Source organism: Xanthomonas sp. NCPPB 1132 (genome assembly GCF_056629235.1).
Genome location: NZ_CM152819.1, coordinates 212,335 through 237,007 on the forward strand (window position 1 = coordinate 212,335; position 24,673 = coordinate 237,007).

Sequence of the window (24,673 nt, forward strand, 5' to 3'; positions counted from 1 at the left end):
GAAGCTAGGAGTTGATATTGCTCCTTTACTCAATAGGCTCAGCTAAAGGGCCGCAATGCTTACTGATATCCCCTTCCCACTCCATAACACTAGCATGCCAGCGCGAAAAGAACTAGACAGATGGTGGATTGTAAATGTGGCGGCGCTCCTAATGGTGGGCAGGGTGCTAGACAGGGCGCGGTCGAGAAGTTTTATTCAAAGTTATGTCGCGGCAAGGCGGCGAGGAGCGCACTTATTTATTCATACCGTTGATAGCTGAAAAATTTCCAAGGCTGATGCAGGGTTGCGTACGCATTGGTTGCCCCTCAACCCTGCCCACGCTAACGTCGGAGACTATCCCTTGCCCTAGCTCGTCGTATGGCCCTGCCCAACCGTCTCACCGCCGCACTCACTCTAAGCCTCGCCCTCACTACCAGCGCCCATGCCGACGAAGGCATGTGGATGCCGTCGCAGATGCCGGAGCTGGCCAAGCCTCTGCGTGAGGCAGGCTTCCAGGGCGATCCGCAGACACTGGCAGCGGTGACCCAGCCGCCGTTGAGTGCGGTGGTCAAGGTTGGGGGCGGGACCGGGGCATTCGTGTCCGGGGACGGGTTGTTGTTGACCAATCACCATGTCGCCTACGGGGTGATCCAGTACAACACCTCGGCCAAGGAGAACCTGATCGAGAACGGGTTCATCGCGCGGGATCGCGCCTACGAGCGGGCAGCCAATCCGGATTTCCGGGTGCTGGTGACGGTGGGTTTCGACAAGGTCACCGATCAGGTGCTGGGGCCGGCCAAGGGCAAGACCGGGCGCGCTTACTACGATGCGGTGGATGCGGCGAGCAAGCGCATCGTCGCCGACTGCGAGCGCGAAGCTGGGGTGCGCTGCAGCGTTGCCAATATGTATTACGGCACGGACTTCTATCGGATCCGCCAGCTGGAACTGCGTGACGTGCGCCTGGTATATGCGCCGCCGCGGGCGATCGGCAATTACGGCGACGAGATCGACAATTTCATGTGGCCGCGGCACAGCGGCGATTTCACCTTGCTGCGCGCCTACGTTGGCAAGGACGGCAAGCCGGCGGACTACAGCGCCGACAACGTGCCCTACCAGCCGCCGGCACATCTGCAGATCGCCACTGACGGGCCGAAGGCAGGTGACTTCGCGATGCTGGCCGGTTATCCCGGCATCACCTATCGACACCGCACGGCGGCCGAGTTCGCCGAGCAGGTGGAGGCGACGCTGCCGCAGCGGGTGGCGGTGCTGGACCAGTTGATCGGGGTGATCGAGGCGGCAGGCAAGACCGACGCGGAGGCGCGCACGCGCTACGCGTCGCAGCTACAGTCGCTGAAGAACAACCGCAAGCGGGCCGCTGGCGAACTGGAAGGGCTACAGCGCAGCGATGCGGTGCGGCTGCGCGCCGAGGACGAGCGCGGCATGCTCGCGGCTACACATGGCAGCGACGCGCGCGACATCGCCGCGTTGCAGACGCTGCTCGGCCAGGCTTCTGCGCTGCGCGAGCGCGATCTGCTGCTGGGGTTGATCGCCACGCAGACCCAGGCGCTGCGTTCTGCGCTGACACTGGAACGGCTGCGGCTGGAAGCGGCCAAGCCGGACGATCGGCGCGAGAGCGGCTATCAGCAGCGCGACCAGGCGCTGATCGAGGGCATGCTCAAGCAGGTGCAGCGTCGCTATTCGCCGGCCGTGGAGAAGGCGCTGCTGACGACGCTGCTGACCCGCTACCAGCAGTTGCCGGACGCCCAGCGAGTGCCTGAGTTCGATGCTGCGTTCGGACGGACACCGGCGCAATTGCAGGCGGCGTTGGACAAGGCCTATGCCGGCACCGCGCTGGGTACCGAGGCCGAGCGCCTGTCGCGCTTTGCCGCCGCGCGCGAGGGCAAGACGCCTGCGGCCGATCCGTTGCTGGCGCTGGCCGCCACGCTGGTACCGGCGCAACTGCGGCTGGACGACGAGCGCAAGGCGCGCGAGGGCGAGCAGCTGCGGCTGCGCCCGGCCTACATGCGTGCGCTGTTCGCCTGGCGCAAGCAGCAGGGCCGCGCCGTGTATCCGGACGCCAACAGCACGCTGCGGATCAGCTATGGTCGTGTGGAGCCGCTGGCGCCGCGCGATGCGGTCAGCTTTGCGCCGCTCACCACGGTGGCCGGCATCGTCGAGAAGAACACCGGCAAGGAACCGTTCGATGCGCCCAAGCCGTTGCTGGCGGCGATCGCCAAGGGCGATTTCGGCAGCACGGTCGATCCGCAGTCGAAGACGCAGCCGGTGAACTTCCTCACCAATCTGGACACCACGGGCGGCAACTCCGGCTCGCCGGTGCTCAATGCGCGCGGTGAATTGATCGGGCTGAACTTCGACAGCAACTGGGAGGCGGTCAGTGCCAGCTGGTGGTACGACCCGCGCTACAAGCGCGCGATCCATGTGGACATGCGCTACCTGCGCTGGCTGATGGCCAAGGTATATCCGGCGCCGCAATTGCTGAAGGAGTTGAACGTTCCGCAGGAGTGAGTGGGGCGGGTTGGGACGCATGTCGCTTGGCATTGCCTCTAGCGAAATAGGGCACGCCCTGTGCCCTGGTGCGGCGGCGGCATCGTCCGCCGTTGCTTCGGAAGAGTGAGCCCTTAGCGCTCGCCTCGATGCATTGTGCTGTTGGAGATTAGAAAGACGATCCCGATACCGGACACGTTCATGCGTCGGGACTGAAGTCCCTCCCACAATGAGCATCATGCGCTGTGGTCGGGAGACTGAAGTAACGGGTGTCGGCTGTTGCTCTCGAATGCGCCGGCCGCGGCTCACTCCGCCACTGCGATGCAGCGCTTAGACTGATCCGATGGAACCTCTAGCTGCTACGCCACTGCCACGCGCGTTCTACGCGCGCGATGCGCGCATGGTGGCGCCGGAGCTGTTGAACAAACTGCTTGTCACCGCCGACGGTCGCTGCGGGCGCATTGTCGAGGTGGAGGCCTACTGCGGTGTAGAGGATCCGGCGGCGCACTCGTTCCGCGGCATGACGCCGCGCACGCGAATGATGTTCGGCCCGCCCGGGCATCTGTACGTGTACTTCATCTACGGCATGCATTGGGCGCTCAATGCGGTATGCGGTGGCGCGCCTGGCCATGCGGTGCTGATCCGCGCCCTGGCGCCGGTGGCCGGGATCGAGGCGATGCAGTCGGCACGCGGCGAGGTGCGCGCAGCCGATCTCACCCGTGGGCCGGGGCGCCTGGCCAAGGCGTTGGGTGTTACGGGCACGGATAACGGGCTGGACCTGACGACGCGGCGGTCGCGCCTCTGGCTGGGGCAGGACGGGACGCCGCCGCCTGTCGCGCCAGTCGTCACCACACGAATTGGCATCAGCAAGGCGATGGAGGCGCCGTGGCGCTGGCATGTGCCCGACGAGCCGAACGTGTCGCGCTTTGTGGTGGGTCGGGCGAAGCGCCGCGGGTAGCGTGGCGCTTGTAGGCATCGTCGCACTACAGGCTGCAAGAAGGTCAGTGCCTTGCCCGCCGTCACGAGTGAAAGGCCGCAATGCGCTGGTGACGGAAGGCGCTTTGGCTCGGAGACGAACGCATTTCCTCAGGGACCTTCGCTTCGTTCGTCGCGGCTGAAGCCGCTCCTACGATGGGCAAGCTGAGTCACCATCGCCACAAACGGGCGCATGGCTGAGGGTATGCCGACAAGGCAAACGCTAGGCGATCGCGGCGCTTGCATCCAGTTGCGCGATGGCATCGGCCACGACCGTGGCAAACGGTGCGTCCACGTCCACCGAGATCACGTCGGGCTCGTCCAGTGGCAGTTCCAGCGTATCGAGCTGGCTTTGCAGCAGCGCCGGCGGCATGAAGTGACCATGCCGCGCAGCCAGGCGTTCGGCGATCACATGCGCCGCCGCATGCAGGAACACGAAACGCATCGGCACCCCAGTGTCCCGTAACTGCTGCCGGTGCGCCTTGCGCAGCCCGGAAAAGGCCAGCACGACGCTCTGCCCGGCATCGACCGATGCGCGCAGGCGCTCCGCCAGGGCCGCGACCCACGGTGCGCGCTGCGCGTCGCTGAGCGGGATGCCGTGCGCCATCTGCGCCTTGGCGGCGGCGCTGTGGAAGTCGTCGGCGTCCAGGAAGGTGAGTCCGTAGTGCGCCGCCAGTGCCTGGGCGACGCTGGTCTTGCCGCTGCCGGAGACGCCCATCACGATGATGGCTTCGGCGCGCGGCGGCGGGGATGAGGGGGCGTGGGTCACGTGCTGCGGTCCCGTGGGGTCGCCCGCATGATGCCAGCGTGGGCGTTGTGTGGACGTCAGCGCTTCTGTAACTGGGTCTTGCGCTGCTGTTGAGGTGTGCGCCCTGGCAACTGGGTTCTGTGTGGATTCTGGCGTCGGGGCTGAAGCCCCTCCCACAGGGGCTTCGGCCAGCTCTTCCGATTACACAGCGCGCGCTTGGTTCTTCCGGCTCGGTGTCTACGTCGTCGCGTTCGCCGTCTCGACCAGGTCGTCCCACTGCAGCCGCGTGCCGGAGGCGTCGTCGCTGTCCTGCAAAGCACGGCGGACAGCGCGGCGCATGGCGCGGCTGATCCAGGTCTGCAGGTCGCGACCGGAGTGGCCCTCGCTGCGATCGGCGATCCAGGCCGCCGCGGCGTCGACGTCGAGATCCAGCGGTTTGCCGCGCAGCAGGCGCGAGACGATGGCGGTCCGCGCCGCGTGGTCGGGCAGAGCGATGACGATCTGCCGGTCCAGCCGCGACAGCAGCGCCGGGTCGATCGCGGCGGCATGGTTGCTGGCGGCCAGCAGGAATACCTGGCCCGCATGGCTGGCGACGCCGTCCAGTTCCTGCAGCAGCTGGCCGACGATCTCGCGGGTATACGTGTCGTCGCCGTCGGCACCGCGCGCCGGCGCGACGATGTCCAGTTCGTCGACGAACACGATGCACGGCGCCTGCGCCCGCGCGCGCTCGAACGCGGCCTGCACGCGCTGGCCGGACTGGCCGAGATAGCCGGCCTTGAGGTCGGCGCTGCTCAGGGCGATGAAGGCCAGGCCAGACTGGCTGGCGAGGATCCGCGCCACCTGGGTCTTGCCGGTGCCCGGCGGGCCGACCATCAGGATGCCGCGCGGCACCGGCACGCCCAGCGTGGCCAGGGTCTCGGCATTGCGCAGTTCCTTGCCCAGGCCGACGAATTCCTCGACCGTGGCCGCCGGCAGCACGATGTCGTCCCAGCCGAGCGTGGCGACGGCGGTGGAGCCTTTGCCGCGCAGCGCGCGCAGTTGCGCCAGCAGGGTGGGGTTGTCCAGTGCGCCGTCGACGCACTCGGCCGCGACCCGCGCGACCAGCGTGTGCAGGTCGCGGCCGGAGAGGCCGCTGCTGTCGGCGATCACCTGCGTGTCCGGCTCCAGCGCGAAACCGGCACGCCGCAGTTCGGCGCCGAGGATGCGGGCGCGCGCCGCGGCGTCGGGCAGGCCGATGGCGATGCTGGCGGTGAAGCGCGACAGGATCGCATCGTCCAGCAGTGCCGGGCGGTTGGTCGCGCCGATCACCAGCACCTGCCCATGCGCGGCGTGGAAGCCGTCCCATTCGGCGAGAAAGGTCTGCACCAACTCGGCGCCGAAGCTGTCGCTGTCGGTGCCGCCGCGGCGCGCGAACACGCTTTCGCATTCGTCGATGAACAGGATCGCCGGTGCATGCTCGCGGCAGCGTTGCCAGATCGCCTGCACCTTGGGGCCGGTATGGCCGACGTGCGCGGCCTTCAGGTCGGCCACGCCCAGTGCCTCGAGATGACAGCCGGCATGGCGCGCCAGCTTGCGCGCGATCAGGGTCTTGCCGGTGCCCGGCGGCCCGTGCAGGAGCATGCCTTTCGGCGCCGGGGCGCGCCCGGACATGAACAGGTCCACCAGTTTCAGGATCTGGTCGAGCGTGGCATCGGGCAGGGCGATGTCGGCCCAGTGCCGCTGCACCGCATCCAGGCTCTGCAGCCGCTGCTGCAGCGCGCGTTGCTGGCTGCGCGCGGTCTCCCATGCCTGCACGTGATCGTGCAGCGCGGCGATCGGCGCGACATCGACGGCGGCGTCTTCGGCCAGTGCCAGCGCCAGCGATTGCAGCGACGGCGGAGCGTCGATGGCCAGGTCGGCGTCGAGGAGGATCAGGGCCGCTGCATGGCTGGGATCGGGCAGCACGATCAGCGCCTGCAGCCGCGGGTCCTCGCTGCCGTCGTGTAAGGCCAGCAGCCGCGCACCGGACAGATCGCCATGCGTGGCGGAAATGGACCAGCGCCCGTGCAGGGCGCGCTGCGGCCAGGGCGCGCGGGTCACCGGATAGGTCGACCCTGGATCGTGCTGCGCGGCATCGGCCACCTGCACCAGCGCCAGCGGCAGGCGTGCGAACGCCTGCAGCGCGCGCCTTTCGGCATGGCTGTGGTGCCACGCCAGCAACTGCGCACCGGCGGCGACCAGCAGACCGTACGCCAGCAACGAAGGCAGCAGGCTTTGCAGCAGCAGGCCGCCATCGCCGTGCAGGCCGACCTGGCGCCACCAGACGAGGAAGCTGCGCGTCTCGCCCAGCCAGTGTGCGCTCGTCCACGGCAGCACCAGCACCAGCATGCCGATCAAGGCCGCGCGCCAGCGCCAATCCGGCAGCAGCGGCCGCAGCAGCAACGCCGGTCCCCAGGCGCGGCGACGCTCGCGCCGTACCGCCGCCCGCGCCGCGATCCTGGCGTGCGCAGCGAAGCGGTGCCGGATTGCCGCCGCCGCCTGCTCCACGGCCGGCAGATGCCGCTCGATATCCGCATCGGCCTGCGCCTGGCGCGACTGCGCCTGCTGCACCTGCGCGAGCAGGCGCTGCGTCTGCTGTTGCAGCGACGGTGGGGGCGTCGGCACGGCGGCCGGGATGCCGGACATCAGCAGGGGCGGGCGCAGGTGGTCACCGCGCGCATCTTAGCCTGAGCGCCGGTGGGGCTGCGGTTGCTGTCTGCTGGTGGATATTGCCCGCGTTGGACACGGCAGGCAGGCGCGTGAAGCGGTTGCTGCCGTGGGAGGAGGCATCTTGGAGAAAGCTAGGGCGCGACGCGCAGGGCGGGTCTTTAGACCATCGCGGCTTCGTTCGTCGCGGCTGAAGCCGCTCCTACGCGGGGCTTGCAGTTCCATAATGGCTATTGCGGTTGCGGTTGCGGTTGCGGTTGCGGTTGCTTTGGTTGTTGCCTTTGCCTTATCGGGTTCCCTTCCGAAGCGGCGGCCAGCGCGGGGGAAAACCCGAAGGGCGGTGTACATGGATGTACGCCGTCCGCGGCAGGGGCAGGATGCCCCTTCCGCGGATCCCCGTGATGGACGCGGACCCGGAGCGCGCAGCGCGGAGGGCGCAAGGCAGGGTGTGCTTTCTTTTGGTTACTTTTCTTTGCACAAGCAAAGAAAAGTAACTCGCCGCAAGGCGAAAGCTTTGCCTTTGCCCTGGCTATGGTGGTTGCAACGACTTTCGCCTGAGGGCTAGTTACTTTGATCAGCCTTCGGCTGCTGAGAAGCACTTCTTTAGCTTGTGCAAAGAAAAGTAACTAAAAGAAGCGCTGCACCACAGCCGCAGGCTGGTCAAGCACACCTCGCGGTGGCTGCCGCGCCCGGGGGTCCATAAAGCAACAGCAACAGTATGCAGCAACCAGCCCGGTGCACGCGCAGCCCAAGCGAGACGCAGCGAGCCCCGAACTCCCGACTACGCCGAAACGCATCCCACCCTCTAGACTGCACGCATCGTCGAGGGAGCTCGCCTTTGGTTTCCAGTTGGATCCTGCTGCTGGTATCGGTCGGCTATGCGGCGCTGCTGTTCGCGGTGGCGTGGTGGGGCGACCGCCGTCCGCTGTACCCGGAGCGGCCGTGGCTGCGGCCGGCGGTGTACAGCCTGGCGCTGGCCGTGTACTGCTCGTCGTGGACCTTTTACGGCGCGGTCGGCAGCGCCGTGCGCAACGGCGCCGGCTACCTGCCGATCTACCTGGGCCCGCTGCTGATGCTGCTGTTCGGCTGGCGCATCGTCGAGCGCCTGGCGTTGATCGCGCGCAGCGAGAACACCGTGTCCATCGCCGACTTCATCTCCTCGCGCTACGGCCGCTCGCGGCGCCTGGCCGCGCTGGTGGCGGTGATCGCCCTGGTCGGCGTGGTGCCGTACCTGGCGCTGCAGTACAAGGCGGTGGCGATGAGCCTGCAGGTGCTCAGCGGCCAGTCCAGCGCCGGTGCGCCGTTCTACGCCGACCCGGCGCTGTACGTGGCCCTGGGGATGGCGCTGTTCGCCACCCTGTTCGGCACCCGCCAGGTCGATGCCACCGAGCACCACCACGGCATGATGCTGGCGATCGCGCTGGAGTCGGTGGTGAAGCTGCTGGCGATGGTGGCGGTGGGCGTGTTCGCCTACGTATGGCTGTCCGCACGCGACGGCGGCCAGGTGCTGCAGTCCACGCGCACGCTGTTCCAGAACACCCCGCCGGTGGGCTTCATCTCGCAGACCCTGCTCAGCTTCCTGGCGCTGGTGTGCCTGCCGCGGCAGTTCCATGTGGCGGTGGTGGAGTGCAGTGACGTCGGCGACATCCGCAAGGCGCGCTGGCTGTTCGGCCTGTACCTGGTGCTGATCTCGGCGATGGTGGTGCCGATCGCCGCCGCCGGCATCGCGCTGTTCGGCGGCGGCGACGTGGCCGACGACAGCATCGTGCTGGCGCTGCCGCTGGCCGAAAGCCGCAGCGCCTTGGCGCTGGTCGCCTACGTGGGTGGGTTCTCCGCCGCCACCGGCATGGTCATCGTCTCCAGCATTGCGCTGGCGACGATGATCAGCAACGACCTGGTGATGCCGGTGCTGCTGCGCCGCCGCGGGCACCAGGCCGCCGGCGCCGACGTGGCCTCGAAGGTGCTGTGGATCCGCCGCCTGGCGATCCTGCTGCTGGCGCTGATCGCCTACGGCTATTACCGCAGCAGCAGCAACGACACGACGCTGGCGTCGTACGGCCTGATGGCCTTCGCCGCGGTGGCGCAGTTCGCGCCGGGCGTGATCGGCGGGCTGTACTGGCGCGGCGCCAGCCGCAAGGGTGTGGAGACCGGCATGGTGCTGGGCTTCGCCACCTGGATCTACACGTTGCTGCTGCCGGCGCTGACCCAGGCCGGCTGGCTGGCGCCGGCGTGGCTGCTGGACGGGCCGTTCGGGATCTCCTGGCTGCGCCCGCAGCAGCTGTTCGGCATGAGCGGCTGGGACCCGCTGGCGCACGGCACGTTCTGGTCGCTGCTGGTCAACGTCGGCACGATGATGCTGGTATCGGCGCGCTGGCGACCGGGCCTGGACGAGCGCCTGCGCGCGGCGCCGTTCCTGGAGCCGTACTCGCAGCGTCCGGCGGTGGCCGGCGACTGGCTTGGGCAGGTACGCGTGGTCGACCTGCAGGCGCTGGCCGAGCGCATGGTCGGGGAGCGTCATGCCCGCCGTGCCTTCGCCGAACAGGCGCAATTGCTTGGCCGCGAGCCGCAGCCCACCGCGGTGGCCGACCGGGTCTGGGTGCAGTTCACCGAACGCCTGCTCGCCGCCTCGATCGGCGCGGCCTCCGCGCGCCTGGTGCTGACCAGCCTGCTACGCGGCTCGGGCATGGACTTGGGCGAGGTGGTGGCAGTGCTCGACGAGGCCGGGCAGGAGCTGCGCTTCAACCGCGAGATCCTGTCCACCACGCTGGAGAACATCAGCGCCGGGGTCAGCGTGGTCGATCCGGCGATGCGCCTGACCGCCTGGAACCGCCGCTACCAGCAGATGTTCGGCTATCCGGACGGCATGCTCTACGTCGGCCGGCCGGTCGCCGACCTGATCCGCTACAACGCCGAGCGCGGCGAGCTGGGCGGCGGCCAAGTGGAAGACCAGATCGCCCGCCGCATCGCGCACATGCGTGCCGGCACCCCGCACGTGTTCGAACGCACCCGCAGCGACGGCAAGGTGATCGAGATGCGCGGCCAGCCGCTGCCGGGCGGCGGCTACGTCACCAGCTACAACGACATCACCGACTACAAGCGCGCCGAGCAGGCCCTGCTCGAGGCCAACGAGACCCTGGAACAGCGCGTGGCCGAGCGCTCGCGCGAGGCAGAACTGGCGCAGCAGTCCAAGACCCGCTTCCTGGCCGCGATCAGCCACGACGTGCTGCAGCCGCTCAACGCCGCGCGGCTGTTCGCCTCGGCCTTGCGCGATGCGCACCAGAACGAGGAACAGCGGCATCTGGCCGAGCGCGTGGATGCCTCGCTGCGCGCGGCCGAGGAGCTGCTCGATGGCCTGCTCGATGTGTCGCGGCTGGATGCCGGCGGCCTGCGCCCGACCATCGAGGACATCGACGCCGGCCTGCTGCTGCGCGAACTGGCCGCGCAGTACAGTCCGATCGCCGCCGGCCGCGGCCTGCGCCTGCACGTGTACGCGCGGGCGCTGTGGGTGCGCAGCGATCGCCGGCTGCTGCGCCGCGTGCTGCAGAACTTCCTCGCCAACGCGCTGCGCTATACCCGCCAGGGCCGCATCGTGCTCGGCATGCGCCGGCGCGGTGCGGCGCTGGAACTGCAGGTCTGGGACACCGGCCCCGGCATCCCGCCGCACCACATGCAGCAGATCTTCGACGAGTTCCAGCGCTACCAGCAGCCGTTCGACTGGGGCGAGCAGGGGCTGGGCCTGGGCCTGTCGATCTGCCAGCGCATCTCGCGCCTGCTCGGCCACGACCTGGATGCGCGCAGCCGCGTCGGCCACGGCAGCATGTTCTCCATCACCCTGCCACGGGCGGCGCCGCCGGCACAGGCGCAGCAACGCGCGCCGCGCGCGGCGGCGGCGGCCGACTCGCTGGCCGGGCTGCGCGTGCTGTGCGTGGACAACGATCAGGAAATCCTCGACGGCATGCGCGCGCTGCTCGGCCGCTGGCAGGTGGAGGTGATCTGCGCCAGCACCGTCGACGCGGCGCTGGCGCAGGCCGCGTGCGTACCGCACGTGATGCTGGTCGACTACCACCTGCACGACCGGCTCGACGGCCTCGAGACCCTGGATGCGCTGCGTGCGGCGATGCCCGGGCCGGTGGCCGGCGCCTTGCTCACCGCCGACGGCCGCGACGAACTGAAGCTGCAGGCGCGCGAGCGCGGCTACCGGCTGCTGACCAAGCCGGTCAAGCCAGCCTCGCTGCGCGCCTTCCTCACCGCCTACCACGATCCCATCTAGCGGCCTCGCTCGTTTTGTAACGGCAATGTATGTTCCGTGTGGCACGCCGCGGCGCAGCCGGCGTGGCGCACGGCGCGGGCGGGCGGCTAAGGTGATGGACCACCCACGATCTACCTGCGCATGACCTCCCTGGACACCTCCGCGATGCCCTCGCTCCCGGACCTGCTGGCGGCGCTGGAGGCCGGGCAGGCGCAGACGCTCGAACACGGTGCCCGCGCCTATCTGCGGCAGCGCCCCGACGATGTCCTGGCCAGCAGCCTGCTGGCGATGAGCCTGCAGATGCAGGGCCAGCCTGCACCGGCCGCCGCGGTGTACCGCAGGCTGGCCGAGCGCGAGCCGCACGAGGTCGCGCATTGGAACAACCTGGGGACCGCGCTGCGTGAGGCCGGCGAACCGGGCCCGGCGGGCGAGGCCTATCTGCGCGCCCGCGCGCTGGCGCCGGACGATCCGCTGCCGCACCACAACCTGGGCCTGCTGGCGATGGACGCCGGCGACTACGCCGCGGCCCGCGAACACCTGCTCGACGCGCATGCGCTGGCGCCGCAGGCGCCGCCGCTGTGCGTGCACGCGGCGATGGCCTGCCACGAATGCGGCGACTTCCAGCGCGTGCAGGCGCTGATCGCCGACTGGCGGCAGTGGCCACCGCTGGATCCGGAGACCACCGTGGAACTGGCCTGGCTGCTGTCGCAGGGCGGCGAGACCGACACCGCCTGCGCTCTGCTACGCGCCTGCGCCGAGGGGCCGATGGCGCAGCCGGCGCGCGCCTGGTCGCGGCTGGTGCTGGTGCTCGAACGCGCCAACCGCCTGCCGCAGGCGCGCGAGGCGGCCGCGCAGCTGCCGCCGCTGGAACGGATCGACGACCCCGACGTGCGCCAGGACGCCGCCAATGCGCTGGCGGTGCTGGCCATGCGCGAGGGCCGCTGGGAGCAGGCGCACGCGCTGCTGCGCGGGCTGCTGGCCGACGGCAGCGCCGTCGACCGGCGCAAGCAGAGCAACCTGTTCTTCGCCCTGGCGCGGGTCTGCGACCGCCTGGGCCGTCACGATGAGGCGCTGGATGCCTGCGCGCAGGGCCATGCCGGCCAGGTCGAGGGCCTGGCCGCGCTGGTGCCGGAACTGGCGGCGGCGGAGGCACCGCCATTGCCGGTCGCGCAGGCGCGCTGGGATCCGGTGCGCCATGCCGCGGCGCGGCCGGTGACCGCGCCGGCCATGGCGGACTCGCCGATCTTCGTGGTCGGCTTCCCGCGCTCGGGCACCACCTTGCTGGAACAGATGCTCGACGCTCACCCGCAGCTGGTGGCGATGGACGAGCGGCCGTTCCTGCAGGGGCTTGCCGACCGCCTGGAGGCGCGCGGCGTGGCCTGGCCGGACGGCCTGGGCGAGCTCGACGATGCCGCCTGTGACGCGCTGCGCGCCGAGTACTGGCAGGCGGTGCGCGGGGTGGTGCAGTTGCAGCCGGGCCAGCGCCTGGTCGACAAGAACCCGCTGAACCTGCTGCGCCTGCCGCTGATCCGCCGCCTGTTCCCGGAGGCGCCGGTGATCCTGGCGCTGCGCCATCCCTGCGACGTGCTGCTGAGCTGTTACATGCAGGCGTTCCGCTCGCCGGCCTTCGCCCTGCTGTGTGCCAGCCTGCCGCGGCTGGCGCGCGGCTATGTCGATGCGATGGACTTCTGGCTCTACCACGCCGGCTTGCTGCAGCCGCGCGCGCTGGAGCTGCGCTACGAGGACCTGGTGGCCGATCCGCAGGCGCAGGTGGCGCGCCTGGGGCAGTTCCTGCACCTGGAGCAACCGGAGCGGCTGCTGGAGTTCCAGCGGCACGCACGGGCCAAGGGCTTCATCAGCACGCCCAGCTACGCCCAGGTGGTGGAGGGCATCAACCGCAAGGCCCTGGATCGCTGGCACGCCTACCGGGATGCCTTCGCGCCGGTGCTGCCGGTGCTGCAACCGTTCCTGCAACGCTGGGACTACCAGGGCGACTGAGTTCCGCGTTCTTGTCTGAACCGTTTCCGTCTGCCGGTTGAACGGCGAAACGCCGCGCGCGCTGTACCGCGGTTGAAGCGGTGTTTTTGTCAGGGACTGCCGCACACCGGCACACCGAAACAACACCCTTCTTATAAAAAACTAACAAGTGCCTGACGGTCCTTTAATGGACCGTCGGCCCGAGGTACCCATTTCGCCCGCCGCGCCGTCGAGGCGCCCGGGATGGTTCGCGCCTGCGTGCAGCGCCGGCGCTTGTCGTACATCACATGAGGTCTTCCCGATGTCCGTAGCAAAGAACAGACTCGCTCACGCCGTTTGCCTGGCCATGGCGACGCTTCCCGCCACGCTCTATGCGCAGAGCGCCACCCCGGCGGCGTCCGCGTCCGGCGACGCGCCGGTGACGCTGGACAAGCTCACCGTCACCGGTTCGCTGGTGCGCCGTGTGGATGTGGAGACCGCCAGCCCGGTCGCCGTGGTCGATCGCCAGCAGATCCAGCAGAGCGGCAAGCAGACCCTGGGCGACCTGCTGCAGGCGCTGCCCGGCATCGCCGGTGCTGCGACCAACCCGCAGGTCAACAACGGCGGCGGCGACGGCGCCTCGACCATCTCCCTGCGCGGCCTCGGCGACCAGCGCACGCTGATCCTGATCGACGGCCACCGCATCCAGAACAACGACGTCAATTCGATCCCGGCCAACATGATCGACCACGTCGAAGTGCTGAAGGTCGGCGCCTCGGCGATGTACGGCTCCGACGCGATCGGCGGCGTGGTCAACTTCATCCTGCGCAAGAATTTCGAAGGCGGCGAAGTCTCGGCCAACTACGGCCAGACCAGCCGCGGCGACGGTGCGCGCCAGGGCGGCAGCTTCACCTTCGGCAAGACCTGGGACCGCGGCAACGTCGTGGTCGGCCTGGACTACAACAAGCAGAAGGACGTCTCCAGCGCCAACCGCGCGTTCTCCAAGTACGCGATGTACCTGTCCAGCGGCAGCGTCTACAAGGGCGGTTCCAGCCGCACGCCCAGCGGCTACTACAAGCTGCCGGCGGCGACCCTGGCGGCCAACGGCTGCAGCGCCAACGGCGCGCTGACCAGCAACGGCAGCGGCGGCTACAAGTGCTACAGCTCCTCGGCCGACGCCTACAACTACCAGGCGGAGAACCTGCTGCTGACCCCGCAGCAGCGCGTCGGCGGCTTCGTGCTCGGCAGCTTCAACATCACCGACTCGATGCAGGCGTACGTCAACGCCTACCACAACCACACCATGTCGAACTTCGCGATCGCGCCGCTGCCGTTCGACGCGCAGAACGACGGCATCACCATCGCCGCCAACAACCCGTACAACCCGTTCGGCGTGGAGTTCGGCCCCAACGGCTACGAGTTCCGTTCGCGCTTCACCACCCTGGGCCAGCGCGAAGGCTTCTACGACACCGCCACCGACCAGGACGTGATCGGCCTGAAGGGCGGCATCGGCGACACCAGCTGGGTGTGGGACACCAACTTCAACTACGGCCACTACCGCCAGCGCAACTGGAGCCACGGCTACGTCGACTACGCCGCGCTGCAGACCGCGATCGACAGCGGGCAGGTCAACATCTTCGACCAGAACAACGCCAACACCATCGCCTGGCTGAAGAGCAACGAATCGATTCCGCGCCAGGAAACCACCACGATCATGCGCCAGTGGGAAGCCAGCGCCAACGGCAGCCTGTGGGAAATGCCGGCCGGCGCCGCGCAGCTGGCAGTCGGTGCGCTGTATCGCAAGGAAAGCCTTGGCTCGACAGTGTCCAGCAACGCACTGATCAACAGCGGCCTGACCTGCGGTATTTCCTCGGAAGCGTGTGGCTCGCCGCTCAGCGGCAGTTTCGACGTGAAGGAAGCCTATGCGCAGCTATTCATGCCGGTACTGGAACAGTCGTCGCCGATCGGCGCGCTCAACCTGACTCTCAGCGACCGCTTCTCCGACTACAGCAACGTGCGTTCGAGCAACAATAGCGCCTCCTTCCAGGTGGAGTGGCGGCCGATCCATGATCTGCTGCTGCGTGGTACCGCGGCGCAGGTCTTCCGCGCGCCGACCATCACCGACATCTACCAGGGCCCGACCGCCGACTCGCCGAACTTCGTCGACCCGTGCATCGGCTACAGCGGCAGCGGCCACGCCACTGCCTGCGCCGGCGTGCCGGCGGGCTGGAGCGGTTCGGGCCTGTCGCAGACCAACGGCATCGTGTCCGGATCCAGCTATGTCGGCTACCAGCTCAAGCCGGAGAAGGGCACCTCCTTCGACTACGGCCTGGTCTACAGCCCCGAGTACGTGCCGGGCCTGTCGGTCAACCTCGACTGGTGGAAGGTCAAGCTCAACGACCTGATCCAGTCGATCTCCGCGCAGACCGTGGCCAATCTCTGCTACAACGACGACAACAGCCCGTACTGCAGCTACATCCACCGCTATGCCGCGGGCACCGTCAGCGCCGGCAACATCAACTACATCCAGACGCCGGTGGTGAACATCGGCAAGCTCAACACCCAGGGCATCGACCTCGGCGCCAACTACGCGCTGCCGGAGACCGCGTTCGGCAAGTTCACCGTGGCCGTGGACAGCACCTACCTGCACCGCTACGACATCGACACCGGGGACACGGTGGTGCATATGGCCGGCCGCTACAATTCGTCCTACGGCAACTACACGCACTGGCGCGCGCACGCCCTGGTCGGCTGGAAGCTGGGCAACTGGGATGCGAGCTGGACCACCCGCTGGATCGGCAAGGTGCAGGTCGGCAGTGGCGACCTGAGCCAGAACATGTCCGCCGATGCGGCGATCAAGGGCGTGGTGCTGGACTACGGCAGCTACATGTACCACAACCTGCAGGTTGGCTACGACATGGCCGGGGCCAACCTGCGCCTGGACCTGGGCGTGGACAACCTGACCAACAAGCAGCCGCCGGTCATGTACCAGAACAACGTGTTGAACGCGAACACCGACGTGAGCACCTACGACACGCTCGGCCGCTACTACTGGATGCGGGCTACCTACCGCTTCTGAGTGGAGCCGGCGCCGCCCGCCTGTGTGGGCGGCGTCGGAGCGTACGATACGGCGCGTCCTTGCGGGCGCGCCGTTCTGCTTGAGGGGGCAGCATGCCGATGCGCACGAACCAGACCGACCTGCGCCACTACGTCCGCGTTTACGACGCGGCACTGGATCCTGGCTTCTGCGCACAGCTCATCGCGCAGTTCGAGCAGACCGCCGCCCAGCACAGCCGCAACGGTGCTGGCGAACGTGCGGGGCTGGACGACAGCGCCTGGACCGAACTCAACGTCACCCGGCTCGCCGATCCGGCGTTCCAGGGTTTTTTCATCGAACAGGTGCGTGCGACGCTGGCCCGCTACAACGCCGATCTCGGCCTGACCGCCGAGGTGCCGTGGCGCCCACGCCTGGCCGACCTGCGGATCAAGCGCTATCGCGCCGATGCCGGCGAACGCTTCCAGCCGCACTTCGATGCCTGCGACGCGGAGACCGGCCGTTACCTCGTATTCCTGTGGTATCTCAACGACGTGGCCGAGGGCGGGCACACCCGCTTCCTCGACCTGGATCTGGAGGTCGCGCCGCGCGCCGGCCGCCTGCTGGTGTTCCCGCCGTACTGGATGTTCCTGCACGCGGGCCTGCCGCCGCGCAGCGGCGACAAGTACATCCTGTCCACCTATCTCGAATTCACCGCCAAGCCGGCCTGACCCAGGGCGCCGCGCTGGTGGGATGGGCGCGCATCATCGCCGCACATCCCCAATCCCCAATCCCGGCCGTATCAGCGCCCCGTCGATCAACCTGCACCATGCAGATGCTCGAACAGGATGGTGCAGCCGATCGCGATCAGCAGCGCGCCGCCGACGATCTCCGCGCGCTTGCCGGCGAGCGCACCGAGCGCGCGGCCGAGCATGATGCCCAGGGTGACCATGGTCAGCGTGCACAGGCCGATGATCGCCGCGACCTCGACGATGTTCACGTCGAGGAAGGCCAGGCCGACGCCGACCGCCATCGCGTCGATGCTGGTGGCCAAGCCGGTGGCGGCCAGGTTCCAGAAGCCGTGGCGTTTGGGCGCGGCCTCCTCGGGCGTGTCGGACTCCGGCTTGAGGCCGGCGACGATCATGTGCACGCCCAGCGCGCCGAGCAGGCCGAAGGCGATCCAGTGGTCGAAGGCGACCACGTACTTGGAGGCGGCCTGGCCGAGCACCCAGCCCAGCGCCGGGGTCAGCGCCTCGATACAGCCGAAGATCAGGCCGGCGCGCAGCGCGTCGGCCCAGCGCGGGCGTTGCATCGCCGCGCCCTTGCCGACCGCGGCGGCGAAGGCGTCGGTCGACATGGCGATGCCGAGCAGGAGGATCGAAAGAAACGACATGGGGGACCGTACCGGGACAGGCGACAACGACGAGCGCGCGCGCCCGGCCTTCGCCTTGCGCACTCGCCGCTGGTCTCGCCAACCGAACTGGCTGCCCGTACCACGGCGCATCGGCCGAGTCTGTTGATACGGGCGCTGTCCGCGCAGGTCGGACAGCAGGCTACTCCCCAAGGGGACGCGCAGTCTAACAGCGGCCAACTGCGGCGAACATCCCTGGAACGCACGCGAACCTGCAGCTTATCTTGATAGCTGCTACTATATCGACGATGGCTCTGCGGCGGTACGGCAGGTGTGCACGGGATAGGTCGAGGATGCTCACCTCTGCACTCGTGTGGCTTCCGTGGTGCACTCAGCCGAAGCGCGCGAGTGGGCGAATGTGCGCGCTCCTTCAGGACGGCGCCACGGACCTGTCCGCTGTTCGCGCATGCAGCTGCCAATGCATCGCCGCTGCGTGGGGTGGCTTCCGCAGTGCCCAAGGCAGCGAATGGCGCTCAGTGTTCAGCGCGTCGGGACTGAAGTCCCTCCCACAACGAGGTAGCCAGCGCGTCGTGTATGCACGGACAACGGCCCGGCGGCATCGCGATGACATCCCTGCTGATGCAGGACGCGCACGTCTCGCTCGCGCCTTCGCCAGGCGTCGCCGCGGGTCAGTCCTCTTCCGGCGGCAGCACGATGGCGTCGCTGTCGATGGCCAGCTTGCCGGCCAGCAATACCGCCTGGGTGCGGTTGGTGACGCCGAGCTTGCGCAGGATCGCGGTGACGTGCGCCTTGATCGTGGCCTCGGACACGCCCAGGTCGTAGGCGATCTGCTTGTTGAGGCTGCCGGCGCCGAGCATCTGCAGCACCCGGAACTGCTGCGGGGTCAGTTCGCGCAGGCGCTGCCCGACCTCGCGCTCGGCGCGGTCGGTGGGTGGCACGTTATGCGCTTCCGGCGGCGCCCAGTGCTCGCCGTCCAGCACCGTGCCCAGGGCCAGGCCGATGGTGTCCGAGTCGGCCGACTTGGGAATGAAGCCGAACGCGCCGTGGTCCAGCGCGCGCCGCATCACCGTCGGCTCCTCGCGCGCGGACACCACCACCACCGGTAACTGCGGATGCAGCGCACGCATGTGCACCAGCGCGCTGAAGCCCTGCGCGCCGGGCATATTGAGATCCATCAGCAGCAGATCGGCATCGGCGTGGCGATCGGCCAGCGCGTACAGCGCCTCGACGCTGTCGGCCTCGTACAACTGCACCCCCGGCATCACCCGCTGCACCGCCCCACGCAGCGCCTCGCGGAACAGGGGATGGTCGTCAGCGATCAGCAGGGTGGGCATGGGGCGGGGATTCGGGATTTGGGATTGGGGATTCGTAGAGCAACAGCAACAGCGGAGCCTGACGTCGCCAGGAGATCGGACACGGACCGGGGACCGCTTTGACGAATCCCCAATCCCGACTCCCGAATCCCGGCGCGCGTCAGCGCGCCAGCCGTTCGTTCACCAACGAATCCACCACCGATGGATCGGCCAGGGTCGAGGTGTCGCCGAGTTGGTCGGGGGCGTTCTCGGCGATCTTGCGCAGGATGCGGCGCATGATCTTGCCCGAGCGGGTCTTGGGCAGGCCCGGCGCCCACTGCAGGTGGTCGGGGGCGGCGATCGGGCCGATCTCCTTGCGCACCCAGGCCACCAGTTCCTTGTGCAGGGCCTCGCTCGGCTGCTCCTCGGCGACCAGGGTCACGTAGGCGTAGATGCCCTGGCCCTTGATGTCGTGCGGGAAGCCGACCACCGCGGCCTCGGCCACCTTGGGGTGGGCGACCAGCGCGCTCTCCACCTCGGCGGTGCCGATGCGGTGGCCGGAGACGTTGATGACGTCGTCGACGCGGCCGGTGATCCAGTAGTAGCCGTCGGCATCGCGGCGGCAGCCGTCGCCGGTGAAGTAGCTGCCCGGGTAGGTGCGGAAATAGGTGTCGATGAAGCGCTGGTGGTCGCCGTACACGGTGCGCATCTGTCCCGGCCAGGAATCGCGCAGCACCAGGTTGCCCTCGGTGGCGCCTTCCAGGATCTCGCCGTCGGCGCTGACCAGGGCCGGCTGCACGCCGAAGAACGGCAGCGTCGCCGAGCCGGGCTTGAGGTCGATGGCGCCGGCCAGCGGGGTGATCAGGATGCCGCCGGTCTCGGTCTGCCACCAGGTGTCCACGATCGGGCAGCGGCCGTCGCCGACCACGTCGTAGTACCAGCGCCAGGCTTCGGGATTGATCGGCTCGCCAACGCTGCCGAGCAGGCGCAGGCTCTTGCGCGAGGTCTGCTTCACCGGCGCCTCGCCCTCGCGCATCAACGCGCGGATCGCGGTCGGGGCGGTGTAGAAGATCGTCACCTGGTGCTTGTCGATGACCTCCCAGAAGCGCGACACGCTCGGGTAGTTGGGCACGCCCTCGAACATCAGCGCGGTGGCGCCGTTGGCCAGCGGCCCGTAGACGATGTAGCTGTGGCCGGTGACCCAGCCGACGTCGGCGGTGCACCAGTAGATGTCGTCCTCGCGCAGGTCGAACACGGTCTCGTGGGTGTAGGCGGCGTACAGCAGGTAGCCTGCGGTGGTGTGCAGCACGCCCTTGGGCTTGCCGGTGGAACCGGAGGTGTAGAGGATGAACAGCGGATCCTCGGCATTCATGCGCTCGGGCTCGCATTCGGCCGGCTGGCTGTCGACCACGTCGTGGAACCAGCGGTCGCGCGGGGCCTGCATGTCCACCGCGCCGCCGGTGTGGCGCACCACCAGCACGGTCTCCACGCTGGTGGTGCCGGGCAGCTTCAGCGCCGCGTCCACGTTGGCCTTGAGCGGGATCTTCTTGCCGCCGCGCAGGCCTTCGTCGGCGGTGATGATCAGCTTGCTGCCGCAGTCGATCACCCGGTCGGCGATCGAGTTGGGCGCAAAGCCGCCGAACACCACCGAGTGGGTCGCGCCGATGCGCGCGCAGGCCAGCATCGCCACCGCGGCATCGGGGATCATCGGCAGGTAGATGGTGACGCGGTCGCCCTTGCGCACGCCCAGCGCGCGCAGCGCGTTGCCGAGCCGGCACACGCGTTCGTACAGCTCGCGATAGGTGACGCGGTAGGACGGCGCGTCCGGGCTGTCCGGCTCGAACAGCAGCGCGGTCTTGTCGCCGCGGGTGGCCAGTTGCCGGTCCAGGCAGTTGACGCTGGCGTTGAGTTCGCCGTCGTCGAACCAGCGGATGCGGAAGTCGTCCAGGGCGAAGCTGACGTCCTTGATCCGGGTCGGCTTCTTGAACCAGTCCAGGCGCTCGGCCACCTTGCCCCAGAACGCTTCCGGCTGTTCCACCGATGCCTTGTACTGGGTCTGGTACTGGGTCTTGTCGACCCGCGCACGGGCGGCGAACTGCGGATCGACGGGGTAGAGATCGGCCATGGTTCCCTCTGCATTGAACGGGGCGCCGCATGCGGCGGCGCGTCAACGCGCAGTGTGCCGCATCCGGCGTTAAGCGCACACGCGCCCGGCCTTAGACGATGGTCGTAACTCAGCCGACGTTCGACTAATGGCCAATAGGCGCGCCCGCCCCGCTCGCGCACGCTGGGCTACGGCCGTGCGCATGCGTGCGGCCATCCATTATTCGGGAGGGAGTAATGAGCAACCGCATCGCATCCTTGGCGCGTCGCCCGCTGGCGGCGGCGCTGTTGGTGGCCCTGGTCGCGCCCGGCGCGGCCTTCGCCCAAGGCAAACCCTCGGCGCGCGAACAGGCGCTGGAGACCCGCGTGGCCGAGCTGGAACGGCAGGTGCAGCAACTGCTGTCCGCGCAGCAACAGCAGCAGGGGCAGATCGCGCAGACCCAGACCGAGGTCGCCGCGGTCCGCTCGACCCAGGCCGCGCCGCCGCCGCCACCCCCGGCACCGCCGGCCGGCAAGGCGCCGATCCAGGTCACCACCATCACCCCGGGGGCGACACCCGGCACCACCTTCAAGGTCGGCGGCTTCATCAAGGCCGACTTCCTGGCCACCCGCACCGGCGACGGCCAGCTCGCCGACGATGCCACCGGCCGCGCGCTGTATTTGCCCGGGCAGACCCCGGTGGGCGGGGCCAAGTCCGGCACCGACTACAACGCCCACGCCAAGTTCTCGCGGATCAACTTCGGCGTGGACAGCGTGACCGAAGGCGGCAACAAGGCCGGCGCGCTGGTGGAACTGGACTTCTTCGGCAATTCACTGGGCACCCAGACCGCCACCAACACCTACGGTGCCACCCTGCGCCATGCCTACATGTACTGGAACCACTGGCTGGCCGGCCAGACCTGGTCCAACTTCATGGATCCGGCGGCGCTGCCGGAAGCGGCCGACTTCATCGGCCCCACCGATGGTGTGGTGTTCGTGCGCCAGGCGCAGCTGCGCTACACCAACGGCGGCTTCAGCATCGCCCTGGAGAACCCGGAAACCACCCTGTACACGCGCAGCGTGGCCGGCGTGGTCAGCACCGCCAGTTCCGACCGCGGCGCGCTGCCGGACCTGACCGTGCGCTATGGCTGGAAGGGCGACTGGGGCAGCTTCGGCGTGGCCGGCGTGGTCGGCCAGCAGAAGGTCGACAACCGCGCCACCGGTGCCGACGCCAGCAAGGCCTCCGGCGGTCTGACCCTGGGCGGCAAGTGGGTGGCCAGCGACAGCGACAGCCTGTTCTACCAGCTCACCGGCGGCGAAGGCATCGGCCGCTACATCGGCCTGGGCATCACCCAGAATGCGGTGTACGACGCCGCCGACCGCGACCTGGACACGGTCGGGGTGGTTGCCGGCTACGTCGGCTGGCGGCACGCGTTCTCGCCCAAGCTGCGCACCAACCTGATCTACGCGCGCAGCGACTACGACAACGATACCGCGCGCACCGGCCTGGCCGTGACCAAAAGCGTGCAGAGCATCCGCGGCAACGTCTTCTACTCGCCGCTGCCCAAGGTCGATATCGGCGCCGAGCTGATGTACGGCAAGCGCGAGATCGAAAGCGGCGCCACGGGCGACATCACCCGCCTGCAGTTCACCACCAAGTACAGCTTCTGATCCGCGCCGCGGCCACTTACCGGAGCCATCTCATGAGCCTCTCCAACGACGCGCTGATCGCCAAGATCGACGCCAATCCGAAGTACCACGCGCTCAAGCGCCAGCGCAATGCGCTGGGCTGGACGCTGACCGTCCTGATGCTGCTGGCCTACTTCGGCTTCATCGGCCTGATCGCCTTCGACAAGGCCTTCCTGGCCCAGCCGATGGGCAGCGGCGTCACCACCATCGGCATCCCGATCGCGATCGGGGTGATGGTCTTCACCATCGCCATCACCGCGATCTACGTGCGTCGCGCCAACACCGTATACGACCAGCTGACCGCCGCCATCCTCGAGGACGCCCGCCAATGAGCAAGCACCTGCGCTTCCTTCTGCTGCTGCTGGCCGCGCTGCTGCCGGCCGGCGCGGCCCTGGCCGCCGGCGGCGACGTCGGCCAGACCGACAAGCAGCCGACCAACTGGGTGGCGATCTCCATGTTCGCCTTCTTCGTCGCCGGCACCCTGTGGATCACCAAATGGGCGGCGAAGAAGACCCGCTCGGCGGCGGACTTCTACACCGCCGGCGGCGGCATCACCGGCTTCCAGAACGGCCTGGCGATCGCCGGCGACTACATGTCGGCGGCCTCGTTCCTGGGCATCACCGCGGCGGTGATGACCAACGGCTACGACGGCCTGATCTACGCCATCGGCTTCCTGGTCGGCTGGCCGATCCTGACCTTCCTGATGGCCGAGCGCCTGCGCAACCTCGGCAAGTACACCTTCGCCGACGTGGCCGGCTACCGCTTCGCGCCGACCGCGATCCGCAGCTTCGCCGCCTCCGGCACGCTGGTGGTGGTGCTGTTCTACCTGATCGCGCAGATGGTCGGCGCCGGCGCGCTGATCAAGCTGCTGTTCGGCCTGGACTACTGGGTGGCGGTGAGCCTGGTCGGCGTGCTGATGATGGTGTACGTGCTGTTCGGCGGCATGACCGCCACCACCTGGGTGCAGATCATCAAGGCGGTGCTGCTGCTGACCGGCGTGACCTTCATGGCCGTGGCGATCATGTGGCACTTCAACTTCAGCTTCGAGGCGCTGTTCGCCGAGGGCGTGCGGGTGAAGACCGCGGTGGCGGCCAGCGGCGGCGCCTCGCCGGAAGAGGCGGCCACTGCCGGCCTGTCGATCATGGGCCCGGGCGGCTTCGTCAAGGATCCGATCTCGGCGATTTCCTTCGGCATGGCGCTGATGTTCGGCACCGCCGGCCTGCCGCACATCCTGATGCGCTTCTTCACCGTCCCCGACGCCAAGCAGGCGCGCAAGTCGGTGCTGTGGGCCACGACCTGGATCGGCTACTTCTACATCCTGATCTTCATCATCGGCTTCGGCGCCATCGCCCTGGTGCTGACCAACCCGCAGTTCGCCGACGTCGCCACCGGCACCATCCACGGCGGCAAGGGCGCGGCCAATATGGCGGCGGTGCTGGTCGGCAATGCGGTGGGCGGCAACGTGTTCATGGGCTTCATCTCCGCGGTAGCCTTCGCCACCATCCTGGCGGTGGTCGCCGGCCTGACCCTGTCCGGCGCCTCGGCGGTGTCCCACGACCTGTACGCCACGGTGATCAAGAAGGGCAATCCGGCCCCGGGCTCGGAACTGAAGGTGTCGCGCGTCACCACCATCGCGCTGGGCGTGATCGCGGTGCTGCTGGGCATCGTGTTCGAGAAGCAGAACGTGGCCTTCATGGTGTCGCTGGCCTTCGCCATCGCCGCCTCGGCCAACTTCCCGGTGTTGATCCTGTCGTTGCTGTGGAAGGACTGCACCACCCGCGGCGCGGTGATCGGCGGCTTCCTGGGCCTGATCTCCTCGCTGGTGCTGACCGTGCTGTCGCCGTCGGTGTGGGTGGACACGCTGGGCAACCCGACCGGCTCGGCGCCATTCCCGTACACCTCGCCGGCGCTGTTCTCGGTGACCATCGGTTTCGTCGGCATCTGGCTGTTCTCGGTGCTGGACCGCAGCACGCAGGCCGGCAAGGAGCGCGCCGCGTTCAAGGCGCAGCAGATCCGCGCCGAGACCGGGCTGGGCGCCTCGCGCGGGTCGGGTCACTGAGCACGCGCGCCTAGGCAGGACGCGGCCATCGCCGCACGCGACGCCGGC

General features: G+C 68.6%; 14 protein-coding genes. 9 read left to right on the top strand and 5 right to left on the bottom strand.

Annotation, left to right across the window (positions count from 1 at the left end; translation table 11 throughout):
- Positions 1-357: 357 nt before the first annotated feature.
- Together AC1G9L_RS00935 and AC1G9L_RS00940 are read left to right on the top strand one after the other, a co-directional pair.
- Positions 358-2,505, top strand: a complete 2,148-nt coding sequence (locus tag AC1G9L_RS00935; protein ID WP_481070017.1) for a S46 family peptidase — start codon at positions 358-360, stop codon at positions 2,503-2,505.
- 322 nt (positions 2,506-2,827) lie between these two features.
- The gene (locus AC1G9L_RS00940) at positions 2,828-3,442 is read left to right on the top strand and encodes a DNA-3-methyladenine glycosylase (RefSeq protein WP_481070019.1); all 615 of its coding nucleotides are present in this window, start codon (positions 2,828-2,830) and stop codon (positions 3,440-3,442) included.
- Positions 3,443-3,682: 240 nt separating this feature from the next.
- Here the strand turns inward: AC1G9L_RS00940 and AC1G9L_RS00945 are convergent, their stop codons facing one another.
- Both AC1G9L_RS00945 and AC1G9L_RS00950 read right to left on the bottom strand, forming a co-directional pair.
- Positions 3,683-4,177, bottom strand: coding sequence for a gluconokinase, GntK/IdnK-type (locus AC1G9L_RS00945; RefSeq protein WP_019799120.1), 495 nt, complete (start codon positions 4,175-4,177; stop codon positions 3,683-3,685).
- Between the two features lie 267 nt (positions 4,178-4,444).
- Positions 4,445-6,871, bottom strand: coding sequence for an AAA family ATPase (locus AC1G9L_RS00950; protein ID WP_481070020.1), 2,427 nt, complete (start codon positions 6,869-6,871; stop codon positions 4,445-4,447).
- Positions 6,872-7,730: 859 nt separating this feature from the next.
- Between AC1G9L_RS00950 and AC1G9L_RS00955 the strand changes: the two genes are divergently transcribed.
- The 4 genes from AC1G9L_RS00955 to AC1G9L_RS00970 all read left to right on the top strand — a co-directional run bounded on the left by AC1G9L_RS00955 (position 7,731) and on the right by AC1G9L_RS00970 (position 16,862).
- Positions 7,731-11,162: a hybrid sensor histidine kinase/response regulator gene (locus AC1G9L_RS00955; RefSeq protein WP_481070021.1), complete on the top strand. Its 3,432-nt coding sequence runs from the start codon at positions 7,731-7,733 to the stop codon at positions 11,160-11,162.
- Positions 11,163-11,282: 120 nt separating this feature from the next.
- Positions 11,283-13,139: a sulfotransferase gene (locus tag AC1G9L_RS00960; protein ID WP_481070023.1), complete on the top strand. Its 1,857-nt coding sequence runs from the start codon at positions 11,283-11,285 to the stop codon at positions 13,137-13,139.
- Positions 13,140-13,464: 325 nt separating this feature from the next.
- Positions 13,465-16,176: a TonB-dependent receptor domain-containing protein gene (locus AC1G9L_RS00965; RefSeq protein ID WP_019798978.1), complete on the top strand. Its 2,712-nt coding sequence runs from the start codon at positions 13,465-13,467 to the stop codon at positions 16,174-16,176.
- 98 nt (positions 16,177-16,274) lie between these two features.
- Positions 16,275-16,862 (top strand): 2OG-Fe(II) oxygenase, encoded by a 588-nt coding sequence (locus tag AC1G9L_RS00970; protein WP_019798979.1) that lies wholly within the window; start codon positions 16,275-16,277, stop codon positions 16,860-16,862.
- An 86-nt stretch (positions 16,863-16,948) separates the two neighbouring features.
- Here the strand turns inward: AC1G9L_RS00970 and mntP are convergent, their stop codons facing one another.
- The 3 genes from mntP to acs form a co-directional block, all read right to left on the bottom strand.
- Positions 16,949-17,524 carry a manganese efflux pump MntP gene (gene mntP, locus AC1G9L_RS00975; RefSeq protein WP_010342765.1) on the bottom strand — a complete coding sequence of 192 codons (576 nt, stop codon included), beginning with the start codon at positions 17,522-17,524 and terminating at the stop codon, positions 16,949-16,951.
- A 647-nt stretch (positions 17,525-18,171) separates the two neighbouring features.
- Positions 18,172-18,837 (bottom strand): response regulator transcription factor, encoded by a 666-nt coding sequence (locus tag AC1G9L_RS00980; protein ID WP_010342764.1) that lies wholly within the window; start codon positions 18,835-18,837, stop codon positions 18,172-18,174.
- A gap of 139 nt (positions 18,838-18,976) precedes the next feature.
- Positions 18,977-20,920, bottom strand: a complete 1,944-nt coding sequence (gene acs / locus AC1G9L_RS00985; protein ID WP_019798980.1) for an acetate--CoA ligase — start codon at positions 20,918-20,920, stop codon at positions 18,977-18,979.
- Between the two features lie 215 nt (positions 20,921-21,135).
- Here acs and AC1G9L_RS00990 point away from each other — a divergent pair, with 215 nt between their 5' ends.
- From AC1G9L_RS00990 to AC1G9L_RS01000, 3 genes are read left to right on the top strand one after another with little or no spacing between them, the layout of a single operon-like run.
- Positions 21,136-22,548, top strand: a complete 1,413-nt coding sequence (locus AC1G9L_RS00990; RefSeq protein WP_267119469.1) for a DcaP family trimeric outer membrane transporter — start codon at positions 21,136-21,138, stop codon at positions 22,546-22,548.
- Positions 22,549-22,580: 32 nt separating this feature from the next.
- Positions 22,581-22,898, top strand: coding sequence for a DUF485 domain-containing protein (locus AC1G9L_RS00995; protein WP_010342761.1), 318 nt, complete (start codon positions 22,581-22,583; stop codon positions 22,896-22,898).
- Entirely contained in the window at positions 22,895-24,625 is a 1,731-nt protein-coding gene (locus AC1G9L_RS01000) for a cation acetate symporter (protein ID WP_019799685.1), read from the top strand. Before AC1G9L_RS00995 ends, AC1G9L_RS01000 begins: the two co-directional genes overlap by 4 nt.
- Positions 24,626-24,673: the final 48 nt, after the last annotated feature.